The sequence below is a fragment of the Oceanicaulis sp. genome (assembly GCF_965284345.1).
Classification (GTDB): Bacteria; Pseudomonadota; Alphaproteobacteria; order Caulobacterales; family Maricaulaceae; genus Oceanicaulis; species Oceanicaulis alexandrii_A.
Genome location: NZ_OZ260073.1, coordinates 1,316,260 through 1,342,657 on the forward strand (window position 1 = coordinate 1,316,260; position 26,398 = coordinate 1,342,657).

The 26,398-nt window shown below is 62.6% G+C and carries 30 protein-coding genes and 1 pseudogene; 19 read left to right on the plus strand and 12 right to left on the minus strand.

Going from position 1 to position 26,398, the window contains the following annotated elements; genetic code table 11:
• Positions 1–39 precede the first annotated feature (39 nt).
• Entirely contained in the window at positions 40–954 is a 915-nt protein-coding gene (locus tag ACQ66J_RS06540) for a TraB/GumN family protein (protein ID WP_430430975.1), read from the minus strand.
• Between the two features lie 110 nt (positions 955–1,064).
• Positions 1,065–1,925: a bifunctional DNA-formamidopyrimidine glycosylase/DNA-(apurinic or apyrimidinic site) lyase gene (gene mutM, locus ACQ66J_RS06545; RefSeq protein ID WP_430430976.1), complete on the minus strand. Its 861-nt coding sequence runs from the start codon at positions 1,923–1,925 to the stop codon at positions 1,065–1,067.
• A 46-nt stretch (positions 1,926–1,971) separates the two neighbouring features.
• Between mutM and ACQ66J_RS06550 the strand changes: the two genes are divergently transcribed.
• The 11 genes and pseudogenes from ACQ66J_RS06550 to dut all read left to right on the plus strand — a co-directional run bounded on the left by ACQ66J_RS06550 (position 1,972) and on the right by dut (position 10,001).
• Entirely contained in the window at positions 1,972–2,613 is a 642-nt protein-coding gene (locus ACQ66J_RS06550) for a hypothetical protein (protein ID WP_430430977.1), read from the plus strand.
• A gap of 61 nt (positions 2,614–2,674) precedes the next feature.
• Positions 2,675–3,448 (plus strand): bifunctional demethylmenaquinone methyltransferase/2-methoxy-6-polyprenyl-1,4-benzoquinol methylase UbiE, encoded by a 774-nt coding sequence (gene ubiE, locus ACQ66J_RS06555; RefSeq protein WP_430430978.1) that lies wholly within the window; start codon positions 2,675–2,677, stop codon positions 3,446–3,448.
• 108 nt (positions 3,449–3,556) lie between these two features.
• Positions 3,557–3,922, plus strand: coding sequence for a YciI family protein (locus tag ACQ66J_RS06560; protein WP_430430979.1), 366 nt, complete (start codon positions 3,557–3,559; stop codon positions 3,920–3,922).
• On the plus strand, positions 3,919–4,263 hold the full coding sequence (locus ACQ66J_RS06565; RefSeq protein ID WP_430430980.1) for a YciI family protein: 345 nt from the start codon (positions 3,919–3,921) through the stop codon (positions 4,261–4,263). Before ACQ66J_RS06560 ends, ACQ66J_RS06565 begins: the two co-directional genes overlap by 4 nt.
• Positions 4,250–5,491, plus strand: a complete 1,242-nt coding sequence (locus ACQ66J_RS06570) for an RNA polymerase sigma factor (RefSeq protein WP_430430981.1) — start codon at positions 4,250–4,252, stop codon at positions 5,489–5,491. Before ACQ66J_RS06565 ends, ACQ66J_RS06570 begins: the two co-directional genes overlap by 14 nt.
• Before the next feature lie 63 nt (positions 5,492–5,554).
• Entirely contained in the window at positions 5,555–7,084 is a 1,530-nt protein-coding gene (gene ubiB, locus ACQ66J_RS06575) for a 2-polyprenylphenol 6-hydroxylase (protein WP_430430982.1), read from the plus strand.
• A 58-nt stretch (positions 7,085–7,142) separates the two neighbouring features.
• A complete protein-coding gene (locus ACQ66J_RS06580) occupies positions 7,143–7,370 on the plus strand; it encodes an AbrB/MazE/SpoVT family DNA-binding domain-containing protein (protein ID WP_375547895.1) in 228 nt (75 codons plus the stop codon).
• A gap of 35 nt (positions 7,371–7,405) precedes the next feature.
• Complete coding sequence (locus ACQ66J_RS06585) at positions 7,406–7,762, plus strand: type II toxin-antitoxin system death-on-curing family toxin (RefSeq protein WP_430430983.1); 357 nt, start codon at positions 7,406–7,408, stop codon at positions 7,760–7,762.
• Positions 7,744–8,936 (plus strand): annotated as a pseudogene (coaBC, locus tag ACQ66J_RS06590) (bifunctional phosphopantothenoylcysteine decarboxylase/phosphopantothenate--cysteine ligase CoaBC). Before ACQ66J_RS06585 ends, coaBC begins: the two are co-directional and overlap by 19 nt.
• A gap of 62 nt (positions 8,937–8,998) precedes the next feature.
• Positions 8,999–9,493 (plus strand): hypothetical protein, encoded by a 495-nt coding sequence (locus ACQ66J_RS06595; protein ID WP_430430984.1) that lies wholly within the window; start codon positions 8,999–9,001, stop codon positions 9,491–9,493.
• Positions 9,494–9,554: 61 nt separating this feature from the next.
• On the plus strand, positions 9,555–10,001 hold the full coding sequence (dut, locus tag ACQ66J_RS06600; RefSeq protein WP_430430985.1) for a dUTP diphosphatase: 447 nt from the start codon (positions 9,555–9,557) through the stop codon (positions 9,999–10,001).
• Here the strand turns inward: dut and ACQ66J_RS06605 are convergent.
• The 3 genes from ACQ66J_RS06605 to ACQ66J_RS06615 all read right to left on the minus strand — a co-directional run bounded on the left by ACQ66J_RS06605 (position 9,998) and on the right by ACQ66J_RS06615 (position 12,596).
• Entirely contained in the window at positions 9,998–10,807 is an 810-nt protein-coding gene (locus tag ACQ66J_RS06605; RefSeq protein WP_430430986.1) for a PIN domain-containing protein, read from the minus strand. The genes dut and ACQ66J_RS06605 overlap by 4 nt on opposite strands.
• Positions 10,804–12,108 carry an ATP-dependent DNA helicase gene (locus tag ACQ66J_RS06610; protein ID WP_430430987.1) on the minus strand — a complete coding sequence of 435 codons (1,305 nt, stop codon included), beginning with the start codon at positions 12,106–12,108 and terminating at the stop codon, positions 10,804–10,806. Before ACQ66J_RS06610 ends, ACQ66J_RS06605 begins: the two co-directional genes overlap by 4 nt.
• A gap of 68 nt (positions 12,109–12,176) precedes the next feature.
• Complete coding sequence (locus ACQ66J_RS06615; RefSeq protein ID WP_430430988.1) at positions 12,177–12,596, minus strand: hypothetical protein; 420 nt, start codon at positions 12,594–12,596, stop codon at positions 12,177–12,179.
• Positions 12,597–12,707: 111 nt separating this feature from the next.
• Here ACQ66J_RS06615 and ACQ66J_RS06620 point away from each other — a divergent pair, with 111 nt between their 5' ends.
• Entirely contained in the window at positions 12,708–13,484 is a 777-nt protein-coding gene (locus ACQ66J_RS06620; protein ID WP_430430989.1) for a HesA/MoeB/ThiF family protein, read from the plus strand.
• Here ACQ66J_RS06620 and ACQ66J_RS06625 read toward each other — a convergent pair.
• The 4 genes from ACQ66J_RS06625 to ACQ66J_RS06640 form a co-directional block, all read right to left on the minus strand.
• Positions 13,408–13,662, minus strand: a complete 255-nt coding sequence (locus ACQ66J_RS06625) for a hypothetical protein (RefSeq protein WP_375547888.1) — start codon at positions 13,660–13,662, stop codon at positions 13,408–13,410. The two genes, ACQ66J_RS06620 and ACQ66J_RS06625, sit on opposite strands and share 77 nt — an antisense overlap.
• Positions 13,663–13,727: 65 nt before the next feature.
• On the minus strand, positions 13,728–13,967 hold the full coding sequence (locus ACQ66J_RS06630) for a hypothetical protein (RefSeq protein WP_375547887.1): 240 nt from the start codon (positions 13,965–13,967) through the stop codon (positions 13,728–13,730).
• On the minus strand, positions 13,954–14,853 hold the full coding sequence (locus ACQ66J_RS06635; protein WP_430430990.1) for an MBL fold metallo-hydrolase: 900 nt from the start codon (positions 14,851–14,853) through the stop codon (positions 13,954–13,956). Before ACQ66J_RS06635 ends, ACQ66J_RS06630 begins: the two co-directional genes overlap by 14 nt.
• 69 nt (positions 14,854–14,922) lie before the next feature.
• Positions 14,923–16,956 carry an alpha/beta hydrolase family protein gene (locus ACQ66J_RS06640; RefSeq protein ID WP_430430991.1) on the minus strand — a complete coding sequence of 678 codons (2,034 nt, stop codon included), beginning with the start codon at positions 16,954–16,956 and terminating at the stop codon, positions 14,923–14,925.
• A gap of 127 nt (positions 16,957–17,083) precedes the next feature.
• On the opposite strand from ACQ66J_RS06640, the gene ACQ66J_RS06645 reads away from it, so the two are divergent.
• The 3 genes from ACQ66J_RS06645 (at position 17,084) to fabB (ending at position 19,551) form a co-directional block, all read left to right on the plus strand.
• Positions 17,084–17,689 (plus strand): SH3 domain-containing protein, encoded by a 606-nt coding sequence (locus ACQ66J_RS06645; RefSeq protein WP_430430992.1) that lies wholly within the window; start codon positions 17,084–17,086, stop codon positions 17,687–17,689.
• A 114-nt stretch (positions 17,690–17,803) separates the two neighbouring features.
• Positions 17,804–18,340 carry a 3-hydroxyacyl-[acyl-carrier-protein] dehydratase FabA gene (gene fabA, locus ACQ66J_RS06650; RefSeq protein WP_430430993.1) on the plus strand — a complete coding sequence of 179 codons (537 nt, stop codon included), beginning with the start codon at positions 17,804–17,806 and terminating at the stop codon, positions 18,338–18,340.
• A complete protein-coding gene (gene fabB, locus ACQ66J_RS06655) occupies positions 18,337–19,551 on the plus strand; it encodes a beta-ketoacyl-ACP synthase I (RefSeq protein WP_430430994.1) in 1,215 nt (404 codons plus the stop codon). Before fabA ends, fabB begins: the two co-directional genes overlap by 4 nt.
• Before the next feature lie 123 nt (positions 19,552–19,674).
• On the opposite strand, the gene ACQ66J_RS06660 is transcribed toward fabB, so the two are convergent.
• Together ACQ66J_RS06660 and katG are read right to left on the minus strand one after the other, a co-directional pair.
• On the minus strand, positions 19,675–20,589 hold the full coding sequence (locus ACQ66J_RS06660) for a hydrogen peroxide-inducible genes activator (protein WP_375547883.1): 915 nt from the start codon (positions 20,587–20,589) through the stop codon (positions 19,675–19,677).
• 78 nt (positions 20,590–20,667) lie between these two features.
• Positions 20,668–22,842, minus strand: a complete 2,175-nt coding sequence (gene katG / locus ACQ66J_RS06665) for a catalase/peroxidase HPI (RefSeq protein WP_430430995.1) — start codon at positions 22,840–22,842, stop codon at positions 20,668–20,670.
• 332 nt (positions 22,843–23,174) lie between these two features.
• Between katG and ACQ66J_RS06670 the strand changes: the two genes are divergently transcribed.
• Entirely contained in the window at positions 23,175–23,726 is a 552-nt protein-coding gene (locus ACQ66J_RS06670) for a peroxiredoxin (RefSeq protein WP_375547881.1), read from the plus strand.
• A 58-nt stretch (positions 23,727–23,784) separates the two neighbouring features.
• Here the strand turns inward: ACQ66J_RS06670 and ACQ66J_RS06675 are convergent, their stop codons facing one another.
• Positions 23,785–23,931 (minus strand): hypothetical protein, encoded by a 147-nt coding sequence (locus tag ACQ66J_RS06675; RefSeq protein WP_430430996.1) that lies wholly within the window; start codon positions 23,929–23,931, stop codon positions 23,785–23,787.
• Between ACQ66J_RS06675 and ACQ66J_RS06680 the strand changes: the two genes are divergently transcribed.
• The 3 genes from ACQ66J_RS06680 (at position 23,930) to ACQ66J_RS06690 (ending at position 26,317) form a co-directional block, all read left to right on the plus strand.
• The gene (locus ACQ66J_RS06680) at positions 23,930–24,460 is read left to right on the plus strand and encodes a carboxymuconolactone decarboxylase family protein (RefSeq protein ID WP_375547879.1); all 531 of its coding nucleotides are present in this window, start codon (positions 23,930–23,932) and stop codon (positions 24,458–24,460) included. The two genes, ACQ66J_RS06675 and ACQ66J_RS06680, sit on opposite strands and share 2 nt — an antisense overlap.
• Before the next feature lie 128 nt (positions 24,461–24,588).
• A complete protein-coding gene (locus ACQ66J_RS06685; RefSeq protein ID WP_430430997.1) occupies positions 24,589–24,894 on the plus strand; it encodes a hypothetical protein in 306 nt (101 codons plus the stop codon).
• A gap of 100 nt (positions 24,895–24,994) precedes the next feature.
• On the plus strand, positions 24,995–26,317 hold the full coding sequence (locus tag ACQ66J_RS06690) for a dicarboxylate/amino acid:cation symporter (protein WP_430430998.1): 1,323 nt from the start codon (positions 24,995–24,997) through the stop codon (positions 26,315–26,317).
• The last annotated feature ends 81 nt before the right edge of the window (positions 26,318–26,398 follow it).

The window sequence follows — 26,398 nt, forward strand, 5'->3', positions numbered from 1 at the left end:
GGAAGCCAAGGCGCGGGTCACCCCCGCGCCGTCATCCGCTTACTGGATTTGCCAAACACCATATCCCAGATTGCGCAGCACTTCCGCCAGCCCCTCCGGGCCAGGCAAATGGCCCACGCCGACCGCGATCATGACGTCTTCATCGCCCATCATGATCTGGTCGATCTGCTCGCCCCAATCGTAATTCCGGTTCACGATCAAGGCTTGATACATCTCAGGAGACTCCGACTTCATGCGGTCATTGATCATGTGATCAATCGCCTCGATGTCCCCAACTTCCCAAGCCAGAGCCAATTCGTCGAGCAAATGCGGCTCCTCGACAGATTGCTTGAGCGAGCTTTCCAGATCGCGCAGCTGAACGGCCTGCGGCAGACCGGCTAGGAAGCCGAGCTGCTGCTCCGCCGTTTCGAAATACCGCACATCATCCGTGATCGGCTCGATCATGGCCTGAAGCGCGACTTCAACGCCGTATTGCGGGTCATAGCCCTGAGCCATGGCCATGGCGGACGCCAGAGAGACGCTCGCGAGCCAAGGCTGCAATGGATCCAGCGACGCCATCATCGCTTCCGCCGGCACGCCCATTCGCTGGGCGAGCGTCGCCAGATTGGCCTTGCCTTCCTCGCTCAGCATGGAAGACAGCGTCTGGCCTTGAGGGTTCAACCCCAATTGCGGGACAAGCGCTTGCATCTGGGCCTGCGCTTCAGCGCTGTGAACATCGGCTTCGAACCAGACCTGGTCCACGCTCGCCAGAAGCTCTTCGAAATAGGCGGTCCGCCATTCGGTCTCAGGCTTGAGCAGATGGATAGTGCCGATGATGTAGGCGACATTATCCTCATCTTCGAGCATCCAGATGCTCGGGCCGAGCTCGGCCTCTTCCACGTCCATGGTTTGAGCAACCGCCGGCGTGGCGAACACAGTCAGGGCCAGAAGAGCCCAGAGAATACGGTCGAGCATAAAATGCCTCTCTTTTATTCAGATCGTGATGAAAAGGGATAAACGCACGGGAACGGGGTTCAACCCAAACCGGTATGGTTAACAAAAGTTCATGTTGAGAACAGGTCCGTCTAGCGCTGGCATGACGGACAAAAGAAACTTGACCGACCGGACTGAACGATACGCTCGACCCGGCTGTCCTTACAGCGGTGGCAAGGTTCGCCTTCACGCCCGTACACATCAAACCGGTGCTGGAAATACCCCATGGCGCCATCCGCCCCCGCATAATCACGCAAGGTGGAGCCGCCCGCTTCGATCGCTTCAGCAATCACATCGCGCACCGCCGGAGCCAGCCGCGCAGCACGCGCGCCGGGAATGGAGTTGCACAGACGCCTGGGGCTGATCTTCGCCCGCCACAACGCCTCGCACACATAAATATTGCCCAGCCCCGCCACCACGCGCTGATCCAGAAGCCCGGCCTTGACCGGGCTGCGCCGCGTCTTGAAGGCGTCGTTGAGCCGGTCTTCGGAAAACCCGTTCGACAAAGGCTCAGGCCCCAGAGCCTTCAGATAGGGCTGAGCGTCTTCCTGGTCGGTTTCATAGAGCGTCATGAAGCCGAAACGGCGCGGATCATTATAGGTGACGGTCACTCCGCCCTCGATGTGAAACACCACATGATCATGGGCCGGATTGGCCGGGGCGGCGTAGACGAAATCGCCCGGCTGACGGCTCAGATCATCGGCGGTGACCGAGAACCGCCCCGACATGCCTAAATGCATCAGCAGAGTTTCGCCCGACCCCAGCCGCGCCAGCAGATATTTCGACCGCCGGTCCAGTCGTTCGACCACGGTTCCGGTCAGCCGCTCTGCAAAGCGTTCAGGAAACGCGAAGCGCAAGTCCGGGCGACGCGCCTCAGCCCGCAGAATACGGCGACCTTCCATGGCGGGCGTCAAACCGCGCCTAACCGTCTCGACTTCAGGCAATTCGGGCATCTAGACTGTCCTTGAACACCGGATCCTCGGGGGGAGGAGATAGGCCATGAGCGCCAGACGCGCGAGCCTTGTTGATGCACAGCAGGCAAGCCAGTGCGTGACAGCGGCCCTAAACGCGCTGTCAGACCGGCGCGCGGAGGCGGATGCGCCGCTTGATTATGCGCGCCGGGTCCGCAATCCCTGGACCCGCGATCTGGCGGTGGAGCTGGCGCTGGAGATTGATCGCGCCTGCCCCGGTTTCGAAACCCATCGCCATGAAGTCGCCGCCAAGATGGGACCTATCAATCGCGCTTTGCCAGAGCTGGGCGTGCGGCTGGCCGAGGGCGGGCCCTATCCGGTCAGCTGGCGAATCTATGCCCCGGATGACAGTGCTCTGCTCGAACAGCCTTGCGTGATTGGCGCGCAATGGCGCGGGCAATGGCCCCATCTCAGCCGAACCTGTGATGATCTGGCCCAGACACGCGCCAGCCTGCGCGTGCTGGCGACCCAGGCGGACCCTGACAGAGATGTGGACGGCATGGCTCTCGCAACCGCTTGCGCCTACAGGATCTCGGCGTTCGCGCCGCCGCGCGAACCCGTTCTGCTGGCGTTTTACGCGCCAGAAGGCGGATGGCGCAGTCAGGCGGGGTTCAGCCTGTACGCCTACCAAACCGGCGAGCGGACAATAACGTCGCTTGCCCCGGGTTGAGGCGAAACGGCGCGGCATCTCACACTGGCGCTCCAGGCTCGCGCGCACTAGCTTGCCCCATATGACCCAGACCTCTGATCACGACACCGTCTCCTTTGGTTTCAAGGATGTGGCCCGCACCGAAAAGCAGGGCCTTGTCCGCAATGTGTTTGACCGCTCGGCGCGCAAATACGACCTGATGAATGATCTGATGAGCCTGGGGGTTCACCGGGTCTGGAAAGACATCACCGTCACCAAGGCGGGACCGCGCCCCGGCGCCCGGCTGATCGATGTGGCCGGCGGCACCGGCGATATCGCCCGCGCGTGGCTCGATCGCGCTGACGCCCTGACCGAGCGACGCGGCAGCGACCAATACGCCGAAGCCGTGGTCGCCGACATCAACGAACAGATGCTGCAGGCGGGACTGAAGCGCGGCGATCGCGACCGGCTGGACTGGTGCACCGCGAACGCGGAGCATCTGCCTTTTGAGAGCGACGTTGCGGACGCGGTCACCATCGGCTTCGGCATTCGCAATGTCACGGACCGAATCCAGGCGCTGAAAGACATGCGCCGCGTGCTCAAACCGGGCGGACGTTTTGTATGCTTGGAATTTTCGCGCCCCACGACGCGCCCTCTGGAAAAGTTCTATGACGCCTGGTCGTTCGGCGCGATCCCGCAGATCGGCGACTGGATCGCCAAGGACCGCGACAGCTATCAATATCTGGTGGAATCCATCCGCAAATTTCCCCACCAGGACGCCTTCGCCGCCGAGCTGGAAGAGGCCGGCTTCGCGCGCGTCAGCGTGACGAACCTGTCCGGCGGCATCGCCGCCATCCATATGGGCTGGAAGGTCTAGGCGAACCCGCCGCGATTTTTTATCGCGCCTCTGTCGAAGCGCAGGGTTTTGAAACGTCCTAAGATGGTCCCTGCCAGACGCGCAGGGTGAGCCATCAAGGATGAAACCATGCAATTCGCCTTATTGATCTATGAGACTGCGGACGATTTCACACGTCGCCGCGGACCTGACGCGGCGGCCTATTGGTCCAGCTGGGCAGCGTATTCAGGCGCATTGAAAGCGCACACCACGGGCGGCGCCTGCCTGAAATCCCCAGAGACCGGCGTCGTGCTAAGCCAGACGCAGTCCGGACGGCAGGTCCAGGACGGCCCCTACGCCGAGACCAAGGAACAGCTGGGCGGGGTCATCCTGTTTGAAGCGGACACTCTGGACGAGGCGCTGGCATGGGCGGACCGTTGCCCGGCCGCCCAGAACGGCGCTGTTGAAGTGCGCCCGGTTCAGCCCATGAGTGAAATTGCGGAGATGTCGTCATGAAATACACCCTTCTGATCTACGGCGCAGAAAGCCAATGGAACGCCTTGAGTGAAGCCGAACAAATGGCCATGTTTGAACAGCATGGCGCTTATTCTGAAGCGCTGGTCCAAGCCGGTCTTATGGTGGCGGGCGAACCGCTTGACGTCGCGGCGACGGCAAAGCGCGTCACCGATGACGGCGTTCAAGACGGCCCCTATGCCGACACCAAGGAGCAGCTGGGCGGTTTTTATGTGATTGAGGCCGACAACATGAAGACCGCGCTGGACTGGGCGGCGAAATGCCCGCGCCTGCCCGGTGATCTGATCGAGGTTCGGCCTGTGCCTGCCTATGGCGACGCCTGACCCTTTCACCGACGCGGCGCGCGTGACGGCCGAGACTGTCGCGCGCGCCTCCTATGGCCGCCTGGTGGCGAGCCTCGCCCGGCGATGGGGCGATCTGACCCGTGCCGAGGATGCGCTCTCTGACGCGTTCGAGCGCGCCTTGCGCACCTGGCCGCAAACAGGCCTGCCTGACCAGCCCGAGGCCTGGCTGCTGACAACCGCGCATCGACGCCTGATTGACGGGGCGCGCCAGTCCGGGGTGCAGGCGCAGGCTGAGCCGGAGATCGAGCGCCTGCTGGATGAGCTGTCCCAGCATACCGATCCGGACGCTCTGCCCGATGATCGGTTGGGCCTGATGCTGGCCTGCGCGCACCCGGGTCTTGATGCCGCGCTGCACACGCCGCTGATGCTGCAAGCGGTATTGGGTCTGGACGCGGCGCGGATCGGCGCCGCCTTCCTGGTCAGCCCGGCCGCCATGGGCCAACGCTTGTCGCGCGGCAAGGCGAGGCTGCGTGAGCGCGGCGCCCGGTTTGAAAAACCCGGCAAGGATCAGCTGGCCGAGCGCATCCCGCCTGTGCTGACCGCAATCTACGCGGCCTATGGCACTGGCTGGGACGAGATCGGCGCAGTCGAGAGCCGGGTGCGGGGGCTGGCCGAAGAAGCGCTGTATCTGAGCCGGGTGCTGACCGAGCTGGCGCCGGACATCGCCGAGGTCTGGGGGCTCTATGCGCTGATCGCCCATTGCGAGGCGCGCACCCCCGCACGACGGGATGCGGCGGGCCGTTTCATTCCTCTATCTGATCAGGACCCGGCGCTCTGGCGCGTCAGGGCGATCCAGAACGCTGAATCCGCATTACGCCGGTCGCTCAAGCTGTCCTCGCCCGGACGCTATGCGCTGGAAGCCTCGATCCAGTCCGTGCATGCCGAACGGCGCCTGACTGGCGAGACGAACTGGCTGGCGGCGGCGGCGCTCTATGACGGATTGGTCAGCCATACACCCAGCCTGGGCGCCCTGACGGCGCGCGCTTGCGCCCATGGCGAAGCGTTCGGCGCTGAGCGAGCGCTTGAAGCCTTGGCCGCCCTGAGCGATCAAGCAGGCGCGTATCAGCCCTTCTGGGCGGCGCAGGCGCACTGGCTGGCGCAGGCCGGGCGCGGACAGGAAGCGGCGGGAGCTTTCGAGCGCGCCATGGCGCTGAGCACTGATCCAGCCGTGCGACAATACTTGTTTGAACGCGCCCAAGCACTTTGACGCAGCGCGCAAGGCGCCGCGCCCTCTCGCCAAACCCCCTTCATCGCCCTAAACCTCACATCCGTGTTTGGTACGCTCTCAAATATCTTCCGCCTGACGCGCGCCGCCTGGACTTTAGCCCGTCATGACGCGATTTTCCCCGCTGAATACCAGTCGGCGTTTCCCGCGTCGGCGCGTGTGCTGGGCAAGTTTGCACGCCTGATCGCCATTCGTGACCGGGCGAAAAACCCGGGCGAGCGTCTGGCCCATGCGCTGGAGAAGCTGGGTCCGTCCTATGTGAAATTTGGCCAGGTTCTCGCGACGCGCGCCGATGTGATCGGGGCGGAGTTCGCGCGGGGCCTGTCACGGCTGCAAGACCGGATGGAGCCGTTCGGGCTGGAACAGGCGCGCGCCACGGTCGAAGCCGAATTCGGCAAACCGGTCGAAGCGCTGTTCTCGGAATTCGGCGCGCCCGTCGCCGCCGCGTCCATCGCCCAGGTCCACCGGGCGAAAACCATCGATGGCCGCGATGTGGCGGTGAAAATCCTCCGCCCGGACGTCGCAGAGCGCATCAAGCGCGACATTGCCGCCATGCGCCTGGGCTCCAAACTCGCCGAGGGTCTGTTCCCGGCCTCCAAACGCATGGAGCCGCGCGCTTTTGTGGAAACCGTCGCGCGATCTCTGGTGCTGGAGCTGGATCTGCGGCTAGAGGCGGCGTCCGCCAATGAGCTGAGCGAAGCCGCGGTCGCCGCGCAAAACTTCTTCATCCCTGAAGTGGTCTGGCCGCTGACCGCCAAGAAAGTGCTGACCACCCAATGGATTGACGCCATCCCGCTGACCGATATGTATGCGGTGCGCGCGGCGGGGGTGGATACGGTCAAGCTGGCGGGCGATCTGACCGACGCTTTCCTGTCGACCGCGCTGGAGCAGGGCGTGTTTCACGCGGATCTGCACGCGGGCAATCTGTTCGTGACGAAGGACGGCCTTTTATGGGCGGTGGATTTCGGCATTATGGGGCGTCTGGGCCGCGGCGAGCGACGCTATCTGGCGCGCATCCTTCACGGCTTCCTGACGCGCGATTATGACGGCGCGGCGCAAGCGCATTTCGACGCCGGCTATGTGCCCGGGCATCATTCCCGCGATGATTTCGCCAGCGCCCTGCGCGCGGTCGCCGAGCCCATTTTCGGCAAAAGCGCCGGCGAAACGCCCATGAGCCGGGTGCTGATGCAGCTTTTTGAAGTCACTGACCTGTATGACATGCACCTACAGCCTCAGCTGGTGCTGCTGCAAAAGACCATGGTGCAGGCCGAGGGCGTCTGCCGGCTTCTGACCGACGACCATAATATGTGGCAGGCCTCTGGACCCGCGGTGGAGCGCTTCATGCGCCGCGAGCTGGGCCCGCAAGGCCGCATCGAGGATCTGGCCGAAGCATTCGACCGCGCCAAGACCATCCTCAAGCGCCTGCCGGACACGCTGGACGAGCTGACCGAGACCGCCAAGGCGCTGCGTGAGCGCGACAGTCGAACCCCAGCCAGCCCCACCTGGCTGATCGCCGCGCTAAGCGTCACCGCCGGAGCGTCAACCGCGATTGCGATACTGCTGGCGGTGATGTGATCTCACATGGCTTGAAAGTAAGCACGCCCGTGCTTATAGTCAGGATGAGAGGTGAGCCATGACCGTATCAGTCAAACTGACCAAACAAGGCAATTCCACAGGCGTCCGCCTACCCAAGGATGTGCTGGAGGCTGCAGGCTTTCAGCGCGGAGATGAAGTGACGCTGGATGTGGCCAACGGACGGGTCACTCTGACCAAGGCTGGCGCGCCGTATAACGCCGCCATGTCCGCCTATGAAGAATGCCGGACACGGTACGCCAAGACGCTTCACGATTTATCCAAATGAATCGCGCTTTTGTCCTGCCGCCACTGGAAGCGGTCATGGACGCTTATCATCGGGAAATGGCGATCACAGGTGGCGCAAAGGGTCTGCGCAATGAGCAAGGTCTGCTCTCCGCGCTGGACCGGGCGTCCAACAAGCTCGCCTATCACGAATCAAACCCAGATGTTCACGATCTCGCCGCCGCGCTTGCGTTTGGCGTTTCAAGGAACCATCCCTTTATCGATGGCAATAAACGCATGGCCTTCATCGTGACGTTCATGACTTTGCGGATGAATGGATGGTATCTGGACTCCTCAGAGAACGGCGCTACGACCGCCATTCTTGAACTGGCGGAGGGGATCCAGGACGAAGACGGTTTCGCAAACTGGCTCAGGCAATGGTCTTATCAGATATGACACGCACTCTTTTGATCATTGGCGGCGGGATCGCAGCCTATAAATCGCTCGAGCTGATCCGCGAGCTGGCGCGGCGCTCGATCAAGACGCGCGCCATCCTGACCGAAGCGGGCAGACAGTTCGTCACCCCGATGAGCGTAGGCGCGCTGACAGCGGACAAGGTCTATAGCGATCTCTTCTCCCTGACCGATGAAGCCGAGATGGGTCATATCGAGCTGTCGCGCTCGGCCGATCTTGTGGTCGTTTGCCCGGCCACCGCCAATCTGATGGCCAAGGCCGCCCAGGGCATCGCCGATGATCTGGCGACCACCACGCTTCTGGCCACTGACAAGGCGGTTTTGATGGCCCCGGCGATGAATGTGCGCATGTGGACCCACCCCGCCACGCAAGCCAATATCAAAACCCTGCGCGGCTATGGCGTCACGATTATGGAGCCTGATGAAGGCGAGATGGCGTGCGGCGAGTTTGGCCCCGGCCGTTTGCCCGAACCCGTGCGCATCGCGGACGCCATCGAGGCCGCGCTGAGCTCATGAAGGCCATCGTCACCGCGGGACCCACGCTGGAGCCCATCGACCCGGTCCGGTTCCTGTCCAATCGCTCGTCCGGACAGCAGGGCTACGCCATCGCCGAAGCTCTGCGTGACATGGGATTTGACGTCGTGCTGGTTTCCGGCCCGACCGCGCTCAATGATCCCGCGGGCCTTCAGACCGTCCGCATCGAAACCGCCCGAGAAATGCTGGCGGCGGTGAACGATCATCTGCCCGCAGACGTCTTTGTCTCCGTCGCCGCCGTTGCGGACTGGCGTCCGGCGGAAGCCGCCGACAAGAAGCTCAAGCTCGACAAGGGCGCGCTGGCGAGCCTGCCGCTGACCGAGAACCCCGACATCCTGAAGACCATCTCCCGTTCCGGCCCGGACCAACGCCCGCGCCTGGTGGTTGGCTTCGCCGCTGAAACCCATGACGTCATCGAACACGCCCGCGCCAAACGCGTACGCAAGGGCTGCGACTGGATCGTCGCCAATGACGTGTCGGGCGATGTGATGGGCGGAACGGAGAATGCAGCGCTGCTGATTACGGCCGAGGGGGAGGAGCCCTTCGCCCGAGCGGCCAAGTCAGCGCTGGCGAAACATCTCGCCAGCCGAATAAAGCAAGCGCTTTCAAAGACTTCAGACTGAGTTTGAAATCGCCCCCATCAGATTGTTAGGGTCGGGGCGTTATAGCAAACTCAGGACCTGATATGAAAACCGCACTGACCGCCCTCGCCCTTGCCGGATTCAGCGCTACCGCCGCACAAGCGGATTGTTACTCGATCTATCCGCAAGGCTCGGGCCAGCAACCCGCCCCGATGACCGGCTACACCGTGACCGAAGCCGCCGATCTGGACGGCTTGATGGATCCGCCGCCGCTGGCGGACGGCGCCAACGCTGTGGCTTGCGAACGTGACAGCATCGTACCGCGCCCCAATGATTTCGAGCTGGTGCGCTATCACGGAACGCCGCTTCTGATTTCTGCAGGTGAAGGCGAAACCCGGCAAATGCTGTTTTTGGGCTTTCAACCCGCCACGGAAGACGAGAACGGGGAGATGACCGAACCGCAATACCAGGTCCAGATGGCCCAGGGCGGCCTCAGCGACGATGAGCGTACGGGCGTCATTTCTGCGCTCGAAGGCTTTTCAGCCAGCGAGCAGGCGCTGGATGCGCTGCTGAGCGCTCAGGCCGAACAAGACAGCTGACTTTAGGCTTTTCAGACGCTAACCCTTCCCGCACATCTCAAGCGGCGGGAAGGGTTGCGTCATGAAGCTGAATGTCAAAACGCTGGAGCATTTTGAAGGGCTGGAGCTGCCCGCCTACCAGACCTCAGGCTCTGCAGGGCTCGACCTGCCCGCCGCTGTACCAGCAGATGCGCCTGTGGTGATCGAACCGGGCGACTGGAAGCTGATTCCGACCGGCATCTGCATTGCGCTGCCCGAAGGATATGAAGCCCAGATCCGACCCCGGTCCGGCCTGGCCGCCAAAAAAGGTATTTCCTGCGTCAACACGCCGGGCACGGTGGACGCCGATTATCGCGGCGAACTGCATGTGAACCTGATCAATCACGGCAAGGAGCCGTTCGTGGTTCAGCGCGGCGAGCGCATCGCGCAAATGGTGATCGGTCAGTTCACGCAAGTATCCTGGAACCCGGTCGACGCCCTTGATGAAACCGCACGCGGCGTCGGCGGGTTCGGCTCGACCGGCGTCTAAAAGCCCAGCTTTTTCGCCAGCGATCCCAGCCTTGCGCGTTGCAAGGCCAGCCCGAAACGCGGCGCGCTGAGCCCGAGCCGGTGCGCCGCGCCCAATATGGCAGCTGTCGCCGCTTCGGGCGCGAGCCCCAGACGACTGGCGACAAACTCACCGGACGGACGCGCATACAGCCCCAGCGGCTTCAACGTCCCGCGGGGAAAATCCTTCATGTTTTCCGTCAGAATCACCCGCGCCTGCCCGGCGGCGGCGGCCTGCATCACATGGGCGTCGTCCGGGTCGGGCAGCTTGCCGGTCACCTTGACCAGATCCGCCTCTTCGGTCGGGACCATCGCTTCGGGCCAGGCGTGCTCTAGCGCCATGACCAGTTGAGACGCTTCGCCCGGCCCATCGCGACCCGGCTTGCCGTCCACGATTCGCGCATGAGCGTGGCCAGTTTCAAACAGCACTTTTTCAGACCAGCGCGGATAGAAGAACCCCGCCTCCGCCAGCGCCAGAACCAGATGCCGTCGTACTGCGCTAGCGAGCACGCAGGCGTCCAGAAACACCGCCGGTCGGTCAAACTCATCCGGCAAAGCCACGTGATCCGGCGCCGCGATCACGGGAGCGTCCGAATTGGAGGGCGCCAAATGTGGACCATCCAGACGCGCCAGATCCTTGAGCGCCTGAACGCGCACCCTTCGGCGCTGCTCGGCGAGGCGCTTGACGCTAGGCTCGTCCAGCGCCTCGGCGAACTCGCCTTGCGCCGCCAGCTGGTTCAAGCCCCAGGCGTCCACCCCCAGCGCGCGCTGCGCAGCTTCCGGCGTCATCCGCCAATCCCCAGCGGGGCGGGATCGCAAAAAGACTTCACGTCAAACAGGCGCTGATCGGTGATGATGTCTGAGGGTTGCAGGGGCCGCGACAGCTCCAACCCTTCAAGGGTCCGCGCCCGCGACAGCGCTACATAGGCTTGTCCGTGGGCGAACAGGCGGCGCGAGACGTCAAGATAGACCTTGTCGAGCGTCAGACCTTGCGCTTTGTGTATGGTCATCGCCCAGGCCAGCCTGAGCGGGTATTGCACATAGGAACCGATGGTTTCGCGCTTGAGCTTGCTGGACTGACCGTCCGCCGCATAGCGGATTCGCTCCCAGCTCACTGGCTCGATGGTGACGAACTGGTCGTTCACATGCACTTTGACGCCATCAGATGAAAAGCCCACCACTTCCCCGATGGAGCCGTTCACATAGCGTCCGCCAGGATCATTACGGATCATCATCACCCGCGCGCCGACCTTCAGAACCAGCGGGTCGTCGGTGGGAAAGAGCCGTGGATCAAACTCGCCCTCCACCTTGCCGGAAAAGCCGCGTGGTTCGCCGCGTAGGCCTTCCAGCCGGGCCTGATTGATCGAGGAGGCCGCCTGATTGGTGGGGGTCAGCACCACATGGGTGCCAGACGCTTCGAGCCCGATCCGGCCCGTCACGCGCGCATTCAGGATTTCCGCCAGGTCAGGGGTCAGCTCGCCGTCGCGGACGGCGTTGAGCACTTCGACAAATTCTGGATCGGCTTGCCGGTGAACCTCGGTCAGCTCCACCATGGTGAAGCCTGCATCGCGGAAAGCGGGCGCGTGAAAGAAGAAAGGCCCGCCATAGGTGTCTTCCAGGAAGGCGCCCTCTTCACCTTGAGCAATCGGCGGCAATTGCGCCAGATCGCCCACCAGGATGATGCGCACCCCCCCAAAAGGCTCGGCGCTGTCGCGGTTGAGGCGCAACGAGAAATCCACCGCCTGCATCATGTCCGAACGGACCATGGAGATCTCGTCGATCACCAGAGTGGTCAGCGCTTTCACTGTACGCGCATTGCGCAGGCGGCGAATATCACCCGGCGTGATCAGGCGCGGCGGCAGGCGGAAAAAGCTGTGAAGGGTCTGTCCGCCCGCGTTCATGGCTGCGACGCCGGTGGGCGCCACCACGGCGGCTTGCGGCCCCAATCGTTGCAATATGGCGCGCGTAACGGTGGTTTTCCCCGTGCCGGCTCGGCCCGTCAGAAATAGATGCGCGCCGCCATTGATGGCGTAGTCGACCACCGCCTGCTGATCTGGCGACAGGGTGAATGAGGGGCGAGGGGTCAGCACGATCAGGCTCCTTTAAGGGAGCCTGACCTTGTCGTGTTTCGGGCCTCGCCGCTAGCGATCAGCCGGTTTCAGTACAGCTCTTCGGCCACGCAGGCGTCACCGACGAAGCGGAAATCGCGCACGACGCCCTCAGGATCGATCACAAAGCGGGTTTCGCACTCCACCCACCAGCTGCGAGCCGGCTCATAAACCGTCTCGTCATAGCGTTCGATACGGGTGCGGCGTTCGCCATATTCATCCACATAGGTGACGCGGCGCTCATTGGGGAGGGTGCGATACCCGCCCGGATCAGTGCGCTGCTCTTCGCGCATATAGCTCCACACCGCGCCGCCATCGCTCAAGCTGTCAACGCTGTCTGCAGAGCCGAACTCCACCAGCAACACGTCCTGGGTCCGCCCCACCAGCTGGCTCATTTGCTGGCGATACCCTTCAGAGGTGGCGCAGGCGGTCAGCATGAGAGCCGCTGCGGCGGCGATCTGGTATTTCATCTGTACAGTCCCATGGTTGAGGGGTCAGCTTGGCTTACACTCAGCTTCATGAACACAAGCTGAGCAGTGCGCTGCATCGCCGCTTGCCCAGACAAGCATCAGGAGCCGGCCATGGCCGTCGACGTCAAACGCCACGCCCGTCACATCGTCTTGAAAGAACTGGGCGGTCCGGGCCAGCAAAAGCTCAGCGGCGCCCGCATCACCGTGATCGGCGCGGGCGGGCTGGGGGCGCCGGCCTTGCTCTATCTGGCGGCGGCGGGCGTCGGTCATCTGCGCGTGGTCGATCCTGACACCGTGTCGCTGAGCAATCTGCAGCGACAAATCCTGTTCCGGACTGATGATGTGGACGCCCCCAAGGCCGAGCGCGCCCGCGACGTGCTGAGTGCGCTGGACCCTAGCGTTACAGTGGAAGCGATCTGCGAGCGCGCAACCGCTGACACGCTGCCGGGCCTAATTGAGGGCGCGGATCTGGTGCTGGACGGCTGCGATGACTTCGCCACCCGCTTCGCCGTAAATGAAGCTGCGATCGCGGCCGGCATACCGCTGGTCTCGGGCGCTGTGGGACGTTGGGAGGGGCAAATCGCGGTGTTCGCCCCGCATCTGAAGCCCGACGCGCCCTGCTATCAGTGCTGGGTGCCGGAAACGCCGCCCGATGCAGAAGATTGCGCCGTCATGGGCGTCGTGGGCGCGCTGACCGGGGTGATCGGATCAATGATGGCGATGGAGGCGATCAAGCTGATCACCGGGGCCGGGGAGCCCCTGATCGGGCGCATATGCCTCTATGACGGTCTGTCAGGTCGGGCCCGGACGGTTACTCTGCCGGCATCCCGCAACTGCCCGGCTTGCGCATCGGGCAGAACTGACACCCGCCGCACCGGCCACGTCTGATCCGGAACCAGGCGAGCGCGCCCAGAAGCACGCTCGGCGCGACGCCCACCAGCATCGCCAGCCAGACGCTGCGGCCCAGAACGCCGATCAAAAGCGCGACCACGACCCCGATCGCCAGAAAGCTGACCAGGGTCAGATCGGCTCTGCGCCGGGGGGTGGAAGCATGATTGAGCAGCATCGTGACCACGCATCTGAGACACTCTGCCTTTGTCCTACCCTATGCCGGGCAGGCGCGGCAAGATGTCACAACCGGCCGCGATGCTTTCCGGACTGATGCTGAGCCAGGGTCTTGGCGGCACGGCGGGCGTTCACCACGACGAACAGATAGATGCCGCCCGCAAAAACGAGCCCGACCGCCATGCCGGAGAGCCAGCTCCCCAGCAAGGCGGCGAAGGTCAGCCCCATCACCCCTGCGATCATCACGATGAGCGTCAGGATGCGCGGCTCAGGCAGCCAGACCGTAGTTGTTTTACTCTGTTTCACCCGTGATATCCCGGTACAGCGTCCAGACCATGCGTTCGGTGGTGATGAAAGCCCAATTCCACTCGTCATGGAAGGCCGCCAGCGGCTCTGCGTCCTGAACCTGCTGCAAATTCATGCCTTGCTCGACCAGCGCCGCCACCTCGGCCTTGGCCTGGGTCAGCATGTTGATGCTGGCTTCAAGATCGGCTTGCGTCGACAGCGGGCCATGGCCGGGAATGATCTGGGTGTCGGGATCCGCCGCGTCCACAATGGCCTGCATGCCGGCGATGAACCCATCCACCGTGCCGCCATTATCAAGATCGATATACGGGAACCAGCCAGAGAACAGGAGATCGCCCGCATGAATGACGTTCGCATCCTCAAACACCACGAAGATGTCGCCATTGGTGTGCGCATCCGGGGTGTGATGCAGGCGCGCTGTCACGCCATTGATCGTGACCACATCACCGTCATTGACGCCCACCGTCGGCAAATAGGCGCCTGACAGCGGCTCCGGCGTCGCGCCTGTCAGCTGGGCGGTCACCGGGTTCATCAGCGCGTCGCGCACGCTGGGATGGGCCATGATGGTCGCGCCTTGTTCAGCAAAATAGGCGTTGCCCAACACATGGTCGCCGTGAAGATGGGTGTTGAGCACCAGATCCACGGCGCGATCACCGGAAACCGCACGCTGGGCGGCGTCGATGGCGTCTGCGAATTGCGGCATCTGGGTGTCGATCATGAACACGCCGTCTTCGCCGACGCTGACGCCCACATTGCCCGCGCGATTGGTGGCGAGCATGTAGATCCCCGACCCCAGATCGCTGGTCTCCACATAAACCTGGTTGTCGGTCTGGGCCTGGGCGCTGGCGCCGAGAACGAGACTGGCGAAAAGAGCGGTGCGGATCATGGAGGTCTCCTTGGATGATATACGACTACATGGTGCGAAATCGCCACCCTTTCCAGCGGCAAACCGGATTTATTCAGGAACAGTGCGCGGTTCATTCTTCACCACCGGCGCAGGGTCGGGCTGTGGCAAAAGATGAGACGCCAGAAATCGTCCCATATGAAAACTCACCGTAACCAATTCCTCATTCAAGTCCGGAGAATGACCGCCAGCAAACGGGATCAAGGACGCGTCCGCACCGGCCGCTTCCAGCGCCTCCAGCATCAACTCACTCTGTTCAAAAGGAACCACACGATCTCGTCTGCCATGCACCAGAAGGACGGGAATGTTGACTTCATCAGCCCGGCGCGCTGGCGAGCTGTCCGCCATAGCCGCAAGATCGGGATAACCCAGCATACGCTCAACATATTCGAGCGTACGGTCATCTTCATCCTCGAAGCTGCGGTGCCAATCCAGCATCTCGACAAGGTCGGTGACCGGCGCGCCGGCAAAGGCGCATTTATACATTCCCGGATTGAGGATGGGCTGGATCAGCGCGGAATAACCACCAAAGCTCCAACCCGAAACGCAGACCCGGTCCGGGTCTGCCCGCCCCGTCGCCAGCAAGGCCAGCACGCCATCCGTAATATCATCTTGGATCAGGCCGCCCATCTGCCCATAACCCGCTTCTGCGAAAGCCTGTCCGAAGCCAGACGAGCCGCGGAACTGAGGCTGGAACACGGCGAATCCTTCCGCCGCCACCAGCTGGGCCATCGGATCGAAGCCGTATAGATCACGACGCTCAGGCCCGCCATGAGGCATCACGACTAGCGGAGGCGGAGACGCAGCCGGAATCGCCGGAAGCGTCAGATATCCAAAAAGAGCCTGGCCGTCGCGCGCCTCATACTCGAACACTTCTACGGCTGACAGCTCGCGCTCATGCAATCGTTGGGACGCCGTCCCAACGGGGCGCACATGAAACGCTTCCAGATCATAGACATAATAGCTTTGTGGCTCACGCGGGCCGCTGACGCTTAACAACAGCGTGTTCCGGGCGCGCTGCAATGGCGTGACGGTGACATCCGGGCCGAAAAACCCAGCCAGTCCCTCAACATGAGGAGCAAGTTCAGGGTCGGTCACTTCAACATGAGTGTACTCGTCCGCCCATCGAATTGCGGCCAGACGTCCGGAAAACGGATCCGCCATGACATCTGAAATATCGTAAGTCTCATTGAGAAAGACCGGGGCGACCAGTGCATTCTCTGTGAAGGAATACCGGTACAGACCGATGGTGCCGGTCTCTTCGCTGCGAGCGAAGACCAGCGCCTCGTCATGCCGATCCGCCTGCGCTACCCAGGTATAGTCCTGATTGAGCTGCCCGAATTCGCTGGCGGGCATGCGAGCCACCGTACGCCAGCGATCCCCTTCGCCAGCACGGGCGCGAACTCGCACCATACGCATGGCGTTGCTCATGTCCCAGCGCATCACGGGCACACCTTCACCATTGGTGAACCATGCGACGGTTCGATACGAACCCCGGGCGACCCGTTCTTCCTCGCCCGTATACACGTTCACCCGGTAGACGTTCAGATAGCCCTGCCGCCCTGCTCGCGCCGGAATGAGAATGTGCTCGGGGTCGTCAGGTAGAAAATCAATGACCCGGTCCAGACTGAGATTGCCAAGCGAGTTGAAACGCCGGTCCTGAAAATCAAATAATGGGGCAGGCTGGCTCCCGTCGACATTCGTTGCGATGATCTGACGCCGCGTCACCTCGCGCACCAGCATGAGCGACCCTTCATCATTAAAGACCAGGGCGCCGTCGCCAGATACGGGCGTGACGAACTCAAAAGAGACCAGCAAACGTTCGTCATTGGCCCAATTGACCCAGGAAACCACCTTGTCCTCAAGATTGAGATAGGAGAGCGTCTCGAACGGGTCTGTGGTCAGATCAATAACCTGGATCGCCACACCCTGGGGCTCTCCGGACTGGGAATGGCGCACATAGACAAGCCGTGTGCCGTCCGGAGAAATCTGGGGAGAATCCAGAACGGGCCGGGCCAGCAAATCCCCTGCGCTCGGTGGAGGATAATCCTGAGCTTGCGCCGACAAGCCCAGACCAAAGGCCATGACAGCCCCCAATACCTGTTTCCCCCAAAACATCATATCCCCCCGAACTTTTCCCCTCCTGAGACATTACTGGTCAGGAATGGTTTGCAAACCCCCTTCAGTGCATGGATTTAACTCCAGATTCACCGTGATCCGATCATATATCGCTATGCGCGTGCTGATCCTGACATTGCTGCTTATTGGTCTGAGCCCGCCCCTCGCTCGGGCGCAATCCTGCGATACGTTTTCGGGGCTGCCGGTGCCGCGCTTCGTGTCGCTGAAATTCAATGAGACCCGGGGCCGCGCCGGTCCGTCCTTCAGCCATCCCGTCGCCTGGCTCTATCAGCGCCAGGGCTTGCCTATGGAAGTGGTCGCCGAGACGCCGGACTGGCGCCGGGTGCGCGATCCCCAGGGCGAAGAGGTGTGGATGCATCGCCGGACCCTGACCGGGCGGCGCTCGGTCTGGACGCAAGACGCGACGCAGCTTCTGGCGCGTCCTGATTCCGACGCCGCCCTGATTGCAAATGTCGAGGCGGGCGCAGTGTTATGGCTGGAGCGGTGTCGGGCTGGCTGGTGCCGTCTGGAAGCGGACGATCACCGCGGCTGGGCCCCGGCGGAGGCGTTCTGGGGCGTTTATTCTGAAGAGACCGAGCCGACCCCCGCGCTTGAGGGGGGGCAAGCGTCATGCTACCGCTCTTCGCCTGAACCAGACGGACTGGCGGCGGGCCGTGACAATCCCGCCTCGGCCGACTGACGGATCTGAACCCAGGATGACAGCCTGGCGCGCCGCATTTCCAGCGTAGCGCAGGCGCGTTCGCCGCAACTTCCGACCCCCGGCATACGACGCCGGGCCGGCACGACGGACCCCATGACAGACCAGAAAAACAGCTACACATATGATGACCTGATCGCCTGCGGCAAAGGCGATCTCTTCGGTCCGGGCAATGCGCAATTGCCGTTGCCGCCGATGTTGATGTTTGATCGCATCACCGAGATCACCTCCGATGGCGGCGCCCACGGCAAAGGCCTGTTGGTGGCCGAGCTCGATGTGACTCCCGATCTTTGGTTCTTCGAGTGCCACTTCCAGGGCGATCCGGTGATGCCGGGCTGCCTGGGTCTGGACGCCATGTGGCAGCTAGTAGGCTTTTTCCTGGGCTGGACCGGCGCGCCGGGCAAAGGCCGCGCCCTGGGCGTGGGCGAAGTGAAATTCACCGGCCAGGTCCCTCCCAGCGTCAAGAATGTGCGCTACGTCATCGATCTCAAGCGCGTGATCAATCGCCGCCTTGTCTTAGGCATCGCTGATGGCCACGTAGAGGCGGACGGTCAGACCATCTACACCGCCAAGGATTTGCGCGTGGGTCTGTTCCGGCCTGAAGAACTTAATAACGGCGGAGAAAAAGCATGAGGCGTGTCGTCGTCACCGGTATCGGCATCGTTTCATCCATCGGCGACAACGCCGCAGAAGTCGCCGCCAGCCTGAAAGCGGGCAAGAGCGGCGTCATCGCAGCGCCTGAATACGCCGACCTGAACTTCAAATGTCAGGTTCATGCGCGCCCGAACGCCAATCCGGCCGAGCATGTGGACAAGCGCGCCTATCGCTTCATGGGCGAAGGCGCGGGCTGGGCGTACATGTCCATGCAGCAGGCGATCGAGGACGCCGGGCTAGAAGACAGCGATGTCTCCAATCCGCGCACCGGACTGATCGTCGGCACGGGCGGCCCGTCTGTTGAGGCGATCGTGAAGGCCGCCGACATCACCCGCGAGAAAGGGCCCAAGCGCATCGGCCCGTTCGCAGTACCCAAAGCCATGGCCTCAACCGGGTCGGCCACGCTCGCCACCCCGTTCAAGATCAAGGGGCTGAACTATTCGATCAGCTCGGCCTGCACCACGTCCCTGCACTGCATGGGCGCGGCCGCCGAGCAGATCCAGTGGGGCAAGCAGGACGTGATGTTCGCCGGCGGCGGCGAAGAGCTGCACTGGGCGCTTTCAAACCTGTTTGACGCCATGGGCGCCATGAGCTCGAACTATAACGACACGCCGGCTGTGGCCTCTCGCGCCTTTGACAAGCACCGCGACGGCTTCGTCATCGCGGGCGGCGCCGGCATTGTGGTGCTGGAAGAGTATGAACGGGCGAAAGCGCGCGGCGCGACGATTTACGCCGAAGTGCTCGGCTATGGCGCCACCTCTGACGGCCATGACATGGTCCAGCCGTCGGGCGAAGGCGCGGCGCGCTGCATGCAGATCGCGCTGGAAGAGGCCAAGGGTCGCAAGATCGATTATCTCAACCCGCACGCCACCTCGACGCCTGTGGGCGATGTCAAAGAGGCGGAAGGTCTGCGCGCCGTGTTCGGTAAGGACGTCCCCGCCCTGTCGGCGACGAAATCCATGTCCGGTCACTCGCTGGGCGCCGCGGGCGTTCAGGAAGCGATCTATTCGCTGTTGATGATGAAAGAGGGCTTCATCGCCCCCTCCATCAATATTGACGAGATGGACCCCGAACTGGCGGACCTGCCGATCGTCACCGAGACGAAACAGACCGAGCTCAACACGGTCCTGTCGAACTCCTTCGGCTTTGGCGGCACCAACGGCACCATCATTCTGGGCCGCCCCGACTAGGGACGGCGTCAGAGCGAAATGCGAAAACCCCGGCGGAAACGCCGGGGTTTTTTGTGTTGTCAGATCACCCTCTTTCCCGGCGAAGGCCGGGAAAGAGCAGACGCAGTGCAGCCGAAGAACGCGCTAGCCCTTCAAAGCCTCACGAACCGCATCAGCCAGCATACGCGCTTCGTGCTCGCGGGCGCTGCCCTTGCGCCAGGCGACGCCGATCTCACGCCCCGCGACAGGCGGGTCGAAAGGGCGGATGGCGAGGTCGAGCCGGTCGGCGAGGCCTGCGTCAATCGCGAGCTTGGGCAGAAGCGTCGCGCCAAGGCCCGACTTAACCATCTGAACCAGGGTATGTAGCGAGGTGGCGGCGAAATCAGACCGCGCGTCATGGGTGTCAGGCCGACTGGCCGAGCAGACCGCCAGCGCATGATCGCGCAGGCAATGGCCGTCCTCAAGCAGCAAAAGCTGTTCATCCGCCAGCATGTCCGGGCTGAGCGTGTCACGCTTGGCCAGCGGATGGTCGGGCGTTGCAGCGAACAGAAACTCGTCTTCCAGAACGCCTGTGGTCTCAATCCCTGGCGCGTCATAGGGCAGCGCGATCAGCGCCGCATCCAGACGCCGGTCTTTCAACGCATCCACCAGGCGATGGGTCAGATCCTCGCGCAGAAACAGTTCAAGCTTGGGATAGTGGGTGCGCAGGCTGGGCAGGACCTTGGGCAACAAAAAGGGCGCAATGGTGGGGATCACCCCCAGACGGAACGGCCCGCTCAAGGGCTCGCCCGCCGCGCGCGCCACATGGACCAGGTCTTCGGCTTCGGTCAGCACGATGCGCGCCCGCGCCACCGCCGCCTCGCCCGCCGGGGTCAGCACCGCGCCGCGGGCGCCGCGCTCCACCAAGGTTGCGCCCAGGATCGTCTCCAACTCCTTGATTCCGGCGGAGAGGGTGGGCTGGGTCACATGGGCGGCTTCGGCGGCGCGAGAGAACGAGCCGTGCTCGGCGAGCGCCGACAGGAAGGTGAGTTGTCGCAGCGTAGGCAGATGGCCAACCATAAGGCGTCCTGATCGTCTGAGAGCGATGTTGAGATACAAATGGAGCGCTCCCTGAACCCGGGAGCGCTCCATCAAGGCTTAGGTCAGGTCAAACCGGTCGGCGTTCATGACCTTGGTCCAGGCGGCGACGAAGTCTTTGACGAACTTCTCTTTATTGTCGTCCTGGGCGTAAACCTCGGCATAGGCGCGCAGGATCGAGTTTGATCCGAACACCAGATCCGCGCTGGTGGCGCCCCATTTCACTTCACCCGTCTTGCGGTTTCGGACCTCGTAAAGGCCGTCTTCCGCCGGATGCCAGCTGAGATCCATATCGGTCAGGTTGACGAAGAAGTCCGTCGTCAACGCGCCGATCCGGTCGGTGAAGACCCCCAGACGCGAGCCGCCATGATTGACGCCCAGCACGCGCAAGCCGCCCACCAGAACCGTCATTTCATTGGCCGTCAGACCCAGAAGCTGGGCGCGATCGAGCATCAGCTCTTCGGCGCTGACCGAATAGCGGTCCTTCAGCCAGTTTCGGAACCCGTCCGCCAAGGGCTCGAGCGGTTCAAACGACTCCGCATCCGTCATCTCGGCGGTGGCGTCGCCCCGGCCCGGCGTAAAGGGCACTGAAACGTTGGAGCCCGCCTGCTTGATCGCCGCTTCCAGACCGACGACACCGCCCAGTACGATCACATCGGCTACGGAGGCGCCGCTTTGCGCGGCGATCGGTTCCAGCACCGCCAGCACCCGCTGCAGACGTTCGGGCTCATTGCCCGCCCAGTCTTTCTGCGGCGCCAGACGGATGCGCGCGCCATTGGCGCCGCCGCGTTTATCGGATCCGCGGAAGGTGCGAGCGCTATCCCAAGCGGTGGCGATCAGCTCAGCGGGAGTCAGATCGCTGGCTGCGATCTTCGCCTTCACCGCGTTCACGTCATAATCAGTCGCACCTTCAGGGATCGGGTCTTGCCAGATCAGGTCTTCGCTCGGCACGTCCGGACCCACGTAATTGGCGCGGGGGCCCATATCGCGGTGGGTCAGCTTGAACCAGGCGCGTGCGAACGTATCGGCGAAATACTCCGGATCCTTGCGAAATCGCTGACAGATCTCGTTATAGACCGGGTCCATTTTCATGCCCATATCCGCATCGGTCATCATCGGATTCTGGCGAATGGACGGGTCTGACGCGTCGACCGGTTTGACATCCTCGGGCATGTTGACCGGTTCCCACTGCCAGGCGCCGGCCGGGGATTTCTTCAGTTCCCAGTCATAGTCAAAGAGGTACTCGAAATAGCCCATATCCCATTGGGTGGGATGCTGGGTCCAGGCACCTTCAATGCCCGAGGTGAAGGCGTTGGACGCTTTGCCCTCAAGACCCGGATTGGCCCAGCCGAAGCCTTGGGAGTCCACGGTGCAGGCTTCGGGCTCCACGCCGATCTGGTCCACCGCGCCGCGCCCATGGGCCTTGCCCACAGTGTGCCCGCCACAGGTCAGGGCGGCGGTCTCTTCATCATTCATCGCCATGCGTTTGAAGGTCTCGCGCACCTGAGCGGCGGTCTTCAGCGGATCGGGCTGACCGTTCACGCCTTCGGGATTGACGTAGATGAGGCCCATATGCGTCGCCGCCAGCGGGTTCTCGAGCGTGGAGGTGTCATCGAGATCGCCATAACGCTCTTCGCTGTTGGCGAGGAATTGCGATTCAGAGCCCCAGTACACATCCGTTTCAGGACCCCAGATATCTTCACGGCCATAGCCGAAGCCAAAGGTCTTCAGACCCATGTCTTCATAGGCCACGGTGCCGGACAAAATGATGAGATCGGCCCAAGACAGCTTGTTGCCGTATTTCTTTTTCACCGGCCACAGCAGACGCCGCGCCTTGTCGAGGCTGGCGTTGTCCGGCCAGGAATTGAGCGGGGCGAAACGGATATTGCCCGAGCCCGCGCCGCCGCGGCCATCCGCCAAACGATAAGAGCCCGCCGAGTGCCAGGCGAGGCGGATCATCAGGCCGCCATAATGGCCCCAATCGGCCGGCCACCAGTCCTGGCTGTCATGTAGCAGGGCTTTGACGTCCGCTTTGACGGCATCAAAATCAAGCTTTTGAACTTCTGACTTATACTCGAAATCAGGGTCCATCGGATTGGTGCGCGCGCCGCCCTGGTGGAGAATGTCGAGATTGAGCGCGTTCGGCCACCATTTGGTGACCGGCTTGTCCATGGCGGTGTTGCCGCCGTGATGGAACGGGCATCCGCCCGCATTTTTCATGTCGTGTCCGTCCATGGTCATATCCTCCCGGATCAGAACGCTGAGATTGAACACAGTATCACGCCGGACTGAGGCATATATCAAATCAATTTAATCACGGTGAGGCATAGGAAAAGCCAATACTGCTAGTTTTCCTATGGATTTTCGGACAGATCGCCCTGCCTCGAACGCTCGAAATATCGAAATGCAAGGCTCAGACGGCAGTATTGATAAATCCTATGGGAGCGACAGGAACAATCCATTGGATTTATCAATAGCTCAGGTCCATATCCAGTTTCGTCGAAGGGCGGCCCCCTCAGGCAACCGCCCTCGACCCATGAGATTCAAACCTGCCAGGAGAGACATACATGCTGGGCATTGGCGACAAGCTCCCCGAATTCGAAGTCACCGGCGTGAAGCCGAAATTCAACGAACACGAGCAAAACGGCGAGTCGGCTTTCGAGGCGATTAACCAGGACTCCTTCCCGGGCAAGTGGAAGGTCATCGTTTTCTATCCGAAAGATTTCACCTTCGTCTGCCCGACCGAAATCGTGGCCTTCGCCAACCTTGAGGACGAATTCGCTGACCGTGACGCCGTCGTGATGACAGGCTCCACCGACAACGAATTCTCCAAGCTGGGCTGGCGCCGCGAGCATCCGGACCTGAACGGCCTGAATCAATGGCAGTTCGCCGACACCACCGGGTCTCTGGTTGATGGCCTGGGCGTGCGTTCGCCCGAAGGTGTGGCGTTCCGCTACACCTATATCGTCGACCCGGACGGCGTGATCCAGCACGTATATGCGACCAACCTCAATGTGGGCCGCAACCCGGAAGACACCCTGCGTGTTCTGGACGCCCTGCAAACTGACGAACTGTGCCCGTGCAACCGCCAGGCTGGCGGCGACACGCTCGCAGCGTAATCGCTTCGCTCAAGGACGGCTCTCTTCGGGGAGCCGTCCGACGGCGGCCCGCCCCGCTCTATCCATGGCCCGCCATGGATAGAGCCGGACCGGTCGTCTCGATGTCCCCCGCCCCGCGTTCGTCCCCCCCTTCAGGCGCCGGGCGATCACTGTCCTGCCGGACGACCGGTCCAAACCCGCCATTCATCATGAAAGGACGCGCCATGAGCCTTGACGCCCTGAAGAACCGCCTTCCCGAACACGCCAAGGACATCAAGCTGAACCTCAGCTCCCTGGGCCGCGAAACCGTGCTCGACGACCAGAAGAAATACGGGTGTTTCCTGGCCTCCGCCTATGCCGTGGGCGAGCGTGAAACCCTGACCGACATTGTCGGCGAGGTCGAAGACAAGCTATCTCCCGAGGCGGTCACCGCGGCCAAGGCCGCCGCCTCGATCATGGGCATGAACAATGTGTTCTACCGCTTCAACCACCTTGTTTCCGCCAGCGATTACAAAACCATGCCGGCCAAGCTGCGCATGAATGTGATCGGCAATCCCGGCGTCGACAAAGCCGATTTCGAGCTCTGGTCGCTCGCCGTGTCCGCCATCAATGGCTGCGGCATGTGCATCGACGCGCACGAGCATGAACTGCGCAAGGCGGGCCTGACCGCCGAGCAGATCCAGGCCGCTGTTCGCATCGGGTCTGTCGTGAACGCCGCCGCCGCGATCATCCGCGCGGAAAGCGCGCTGGGCTAGGCCCGACTCCACGATCTCTCCTGAGCCCGCCGGGCGGTCTGCATCAGGCCGGTCTGGCGGGTTTTTTTATGGAGCGCAGGCGATGAGGGTCTTTTGACACGCCCCGAACAAGTCCGTATCCTGAAAATATGAGCTATCAACCTGACCAGTCCGAAAACACGCGTCGCGCCCGCGATTCCGGCAGTGTGAACCGGGCCTGGCGCTGGTTTTCAGAGGCCACGATCCGGACGGCGGAAAGCTATCGCGACCTGCGCTGGCGGATCGTGATCGGGCATATCGGTCTGGCGGCTCTCCTGGTCATCGTCTCGCGCATCAATCCAACCTTCGCCGTCTCGCCCTGGCTGTTGATCATCGGCGTGATCTGGCTGGTCTATGGCGTGCGCATGGGCGGGCTCAAGGCTATCGGCCAGGCCGCCTCACATTCCAAATCCTGATACTATTCGTAGCCCCTTACGGCTTCAGATCGTTGACCTGTTCGCATCCGGGCTTAGGCTGGCGCGGTTCTGATATGAGAGCCGCCGGGGAGGGGCCTGTATGAGAGGTTGGTTTAAGATCGCGCTGTGGCAGCGCGTGCTGGGCGCTTTGGTGATCGGTGTGATCTTCGGCGGCGTGCTGAGCCAGGTCATGGGCGGCCCAGCCGCCGCGGACTGGCTGGCGACCTTCATCAAGCCGGTGGGCGATCTGTTCATCAGCCTGATCCGGATGCTGATCGTGCCGCTGATCCTGACCACGCTGGTCTCAGGCGTGGTGGCGCTGGGCGATCCCAAAAAGCTGGGCTCCATCGGCCTGAAGACCATGGCGCTCTATTTCGCCACCACCTTCTTCGCCAATATCATCGGCATCATTTTCGGCCTGACCTTCCGCCCCGGCGAGGGTGTGGATCTGGGCGGCGCCGACGCCGTGCCTGTGTCCGGCGAAGCCCCGACTCTGGTCGAACGCCTGCTCAGCATCGTGCCGGAAAACCCGGTCGCGGCGCTGGCGGACGGCGATGTGCTGGCGATCATCTTCTTTGCGGTGCTGCTGGGCATCGGCATTCTGATGGCGGGCCGTGAGGGCAAGCTGGTGGGCGATCTGTTCACCCAGGCCGCCAATGTGGTCCTCAAAGTCACCCATCTGGTGATGGAAGTGGCGCCGTTCGGCGTGTTCGCCCTGGTCAGCCATACCGTCGCGTCCCAAGGCCTTGAGGCGCTGGCCTCCATCGCGATCCTGATTGCGGCGGTCTATCTGGGCCTTCTCACCCATGCCGTGCTGATTTATGGCGGCTTCATCCGCTTCGTGCTCGGCCTGCCGGTGATGAACTTCCTGCGCGGCATGCTCGACGCGATCGCGGTGGCCTATTCCACCGCGTCCTCGAGCGCGACCTTGCCCGTCACCATCACCAACGCGACGGAAAATCTCGGCGTCAAACGCTCCATCGCCGGCTCGGTCCTGCCTTTGGGCGCGACGATCAATATGGACGGCACAGCGCTTTATCTTGGCATTCTGGCGCTCTTCACCGCCCAGGCGTTCGGTTATGACCTGACCTTGGCGAACTATTTCCTGATCGCCTTCACCGCCGCCATCGTCTCAATCGGCGCGGCGGGCATCCCGTCGGCCTCGCTCTTCTTGCTGGCGATCGTGCTCGACACGTTCGGCGTCAGCCCCGAGCAAGTGGCGATCATTGTCGGCTTTATCCTGCCGGTGGACCGGATCATGGACATGGCCCGCACAGCGCTCAACGTCACCGGTGACGCGACTGTCGCGACGGCGGTGGCCAAATGGGAAGGCGAGCTGGACGAAGACATCTATCGTCACCCGGCCGACGTGCCCTACGAGCCGAAAACCCTGCCCGAAGTGGCCGACGCCGACCGGGAATAGGCGCGCTGTCATCGCTATGAATAAAACGGGCGGGTCCATGACGGGCTCGCCCTTTTTCATGTCCGCCATCCTGATTGCGAT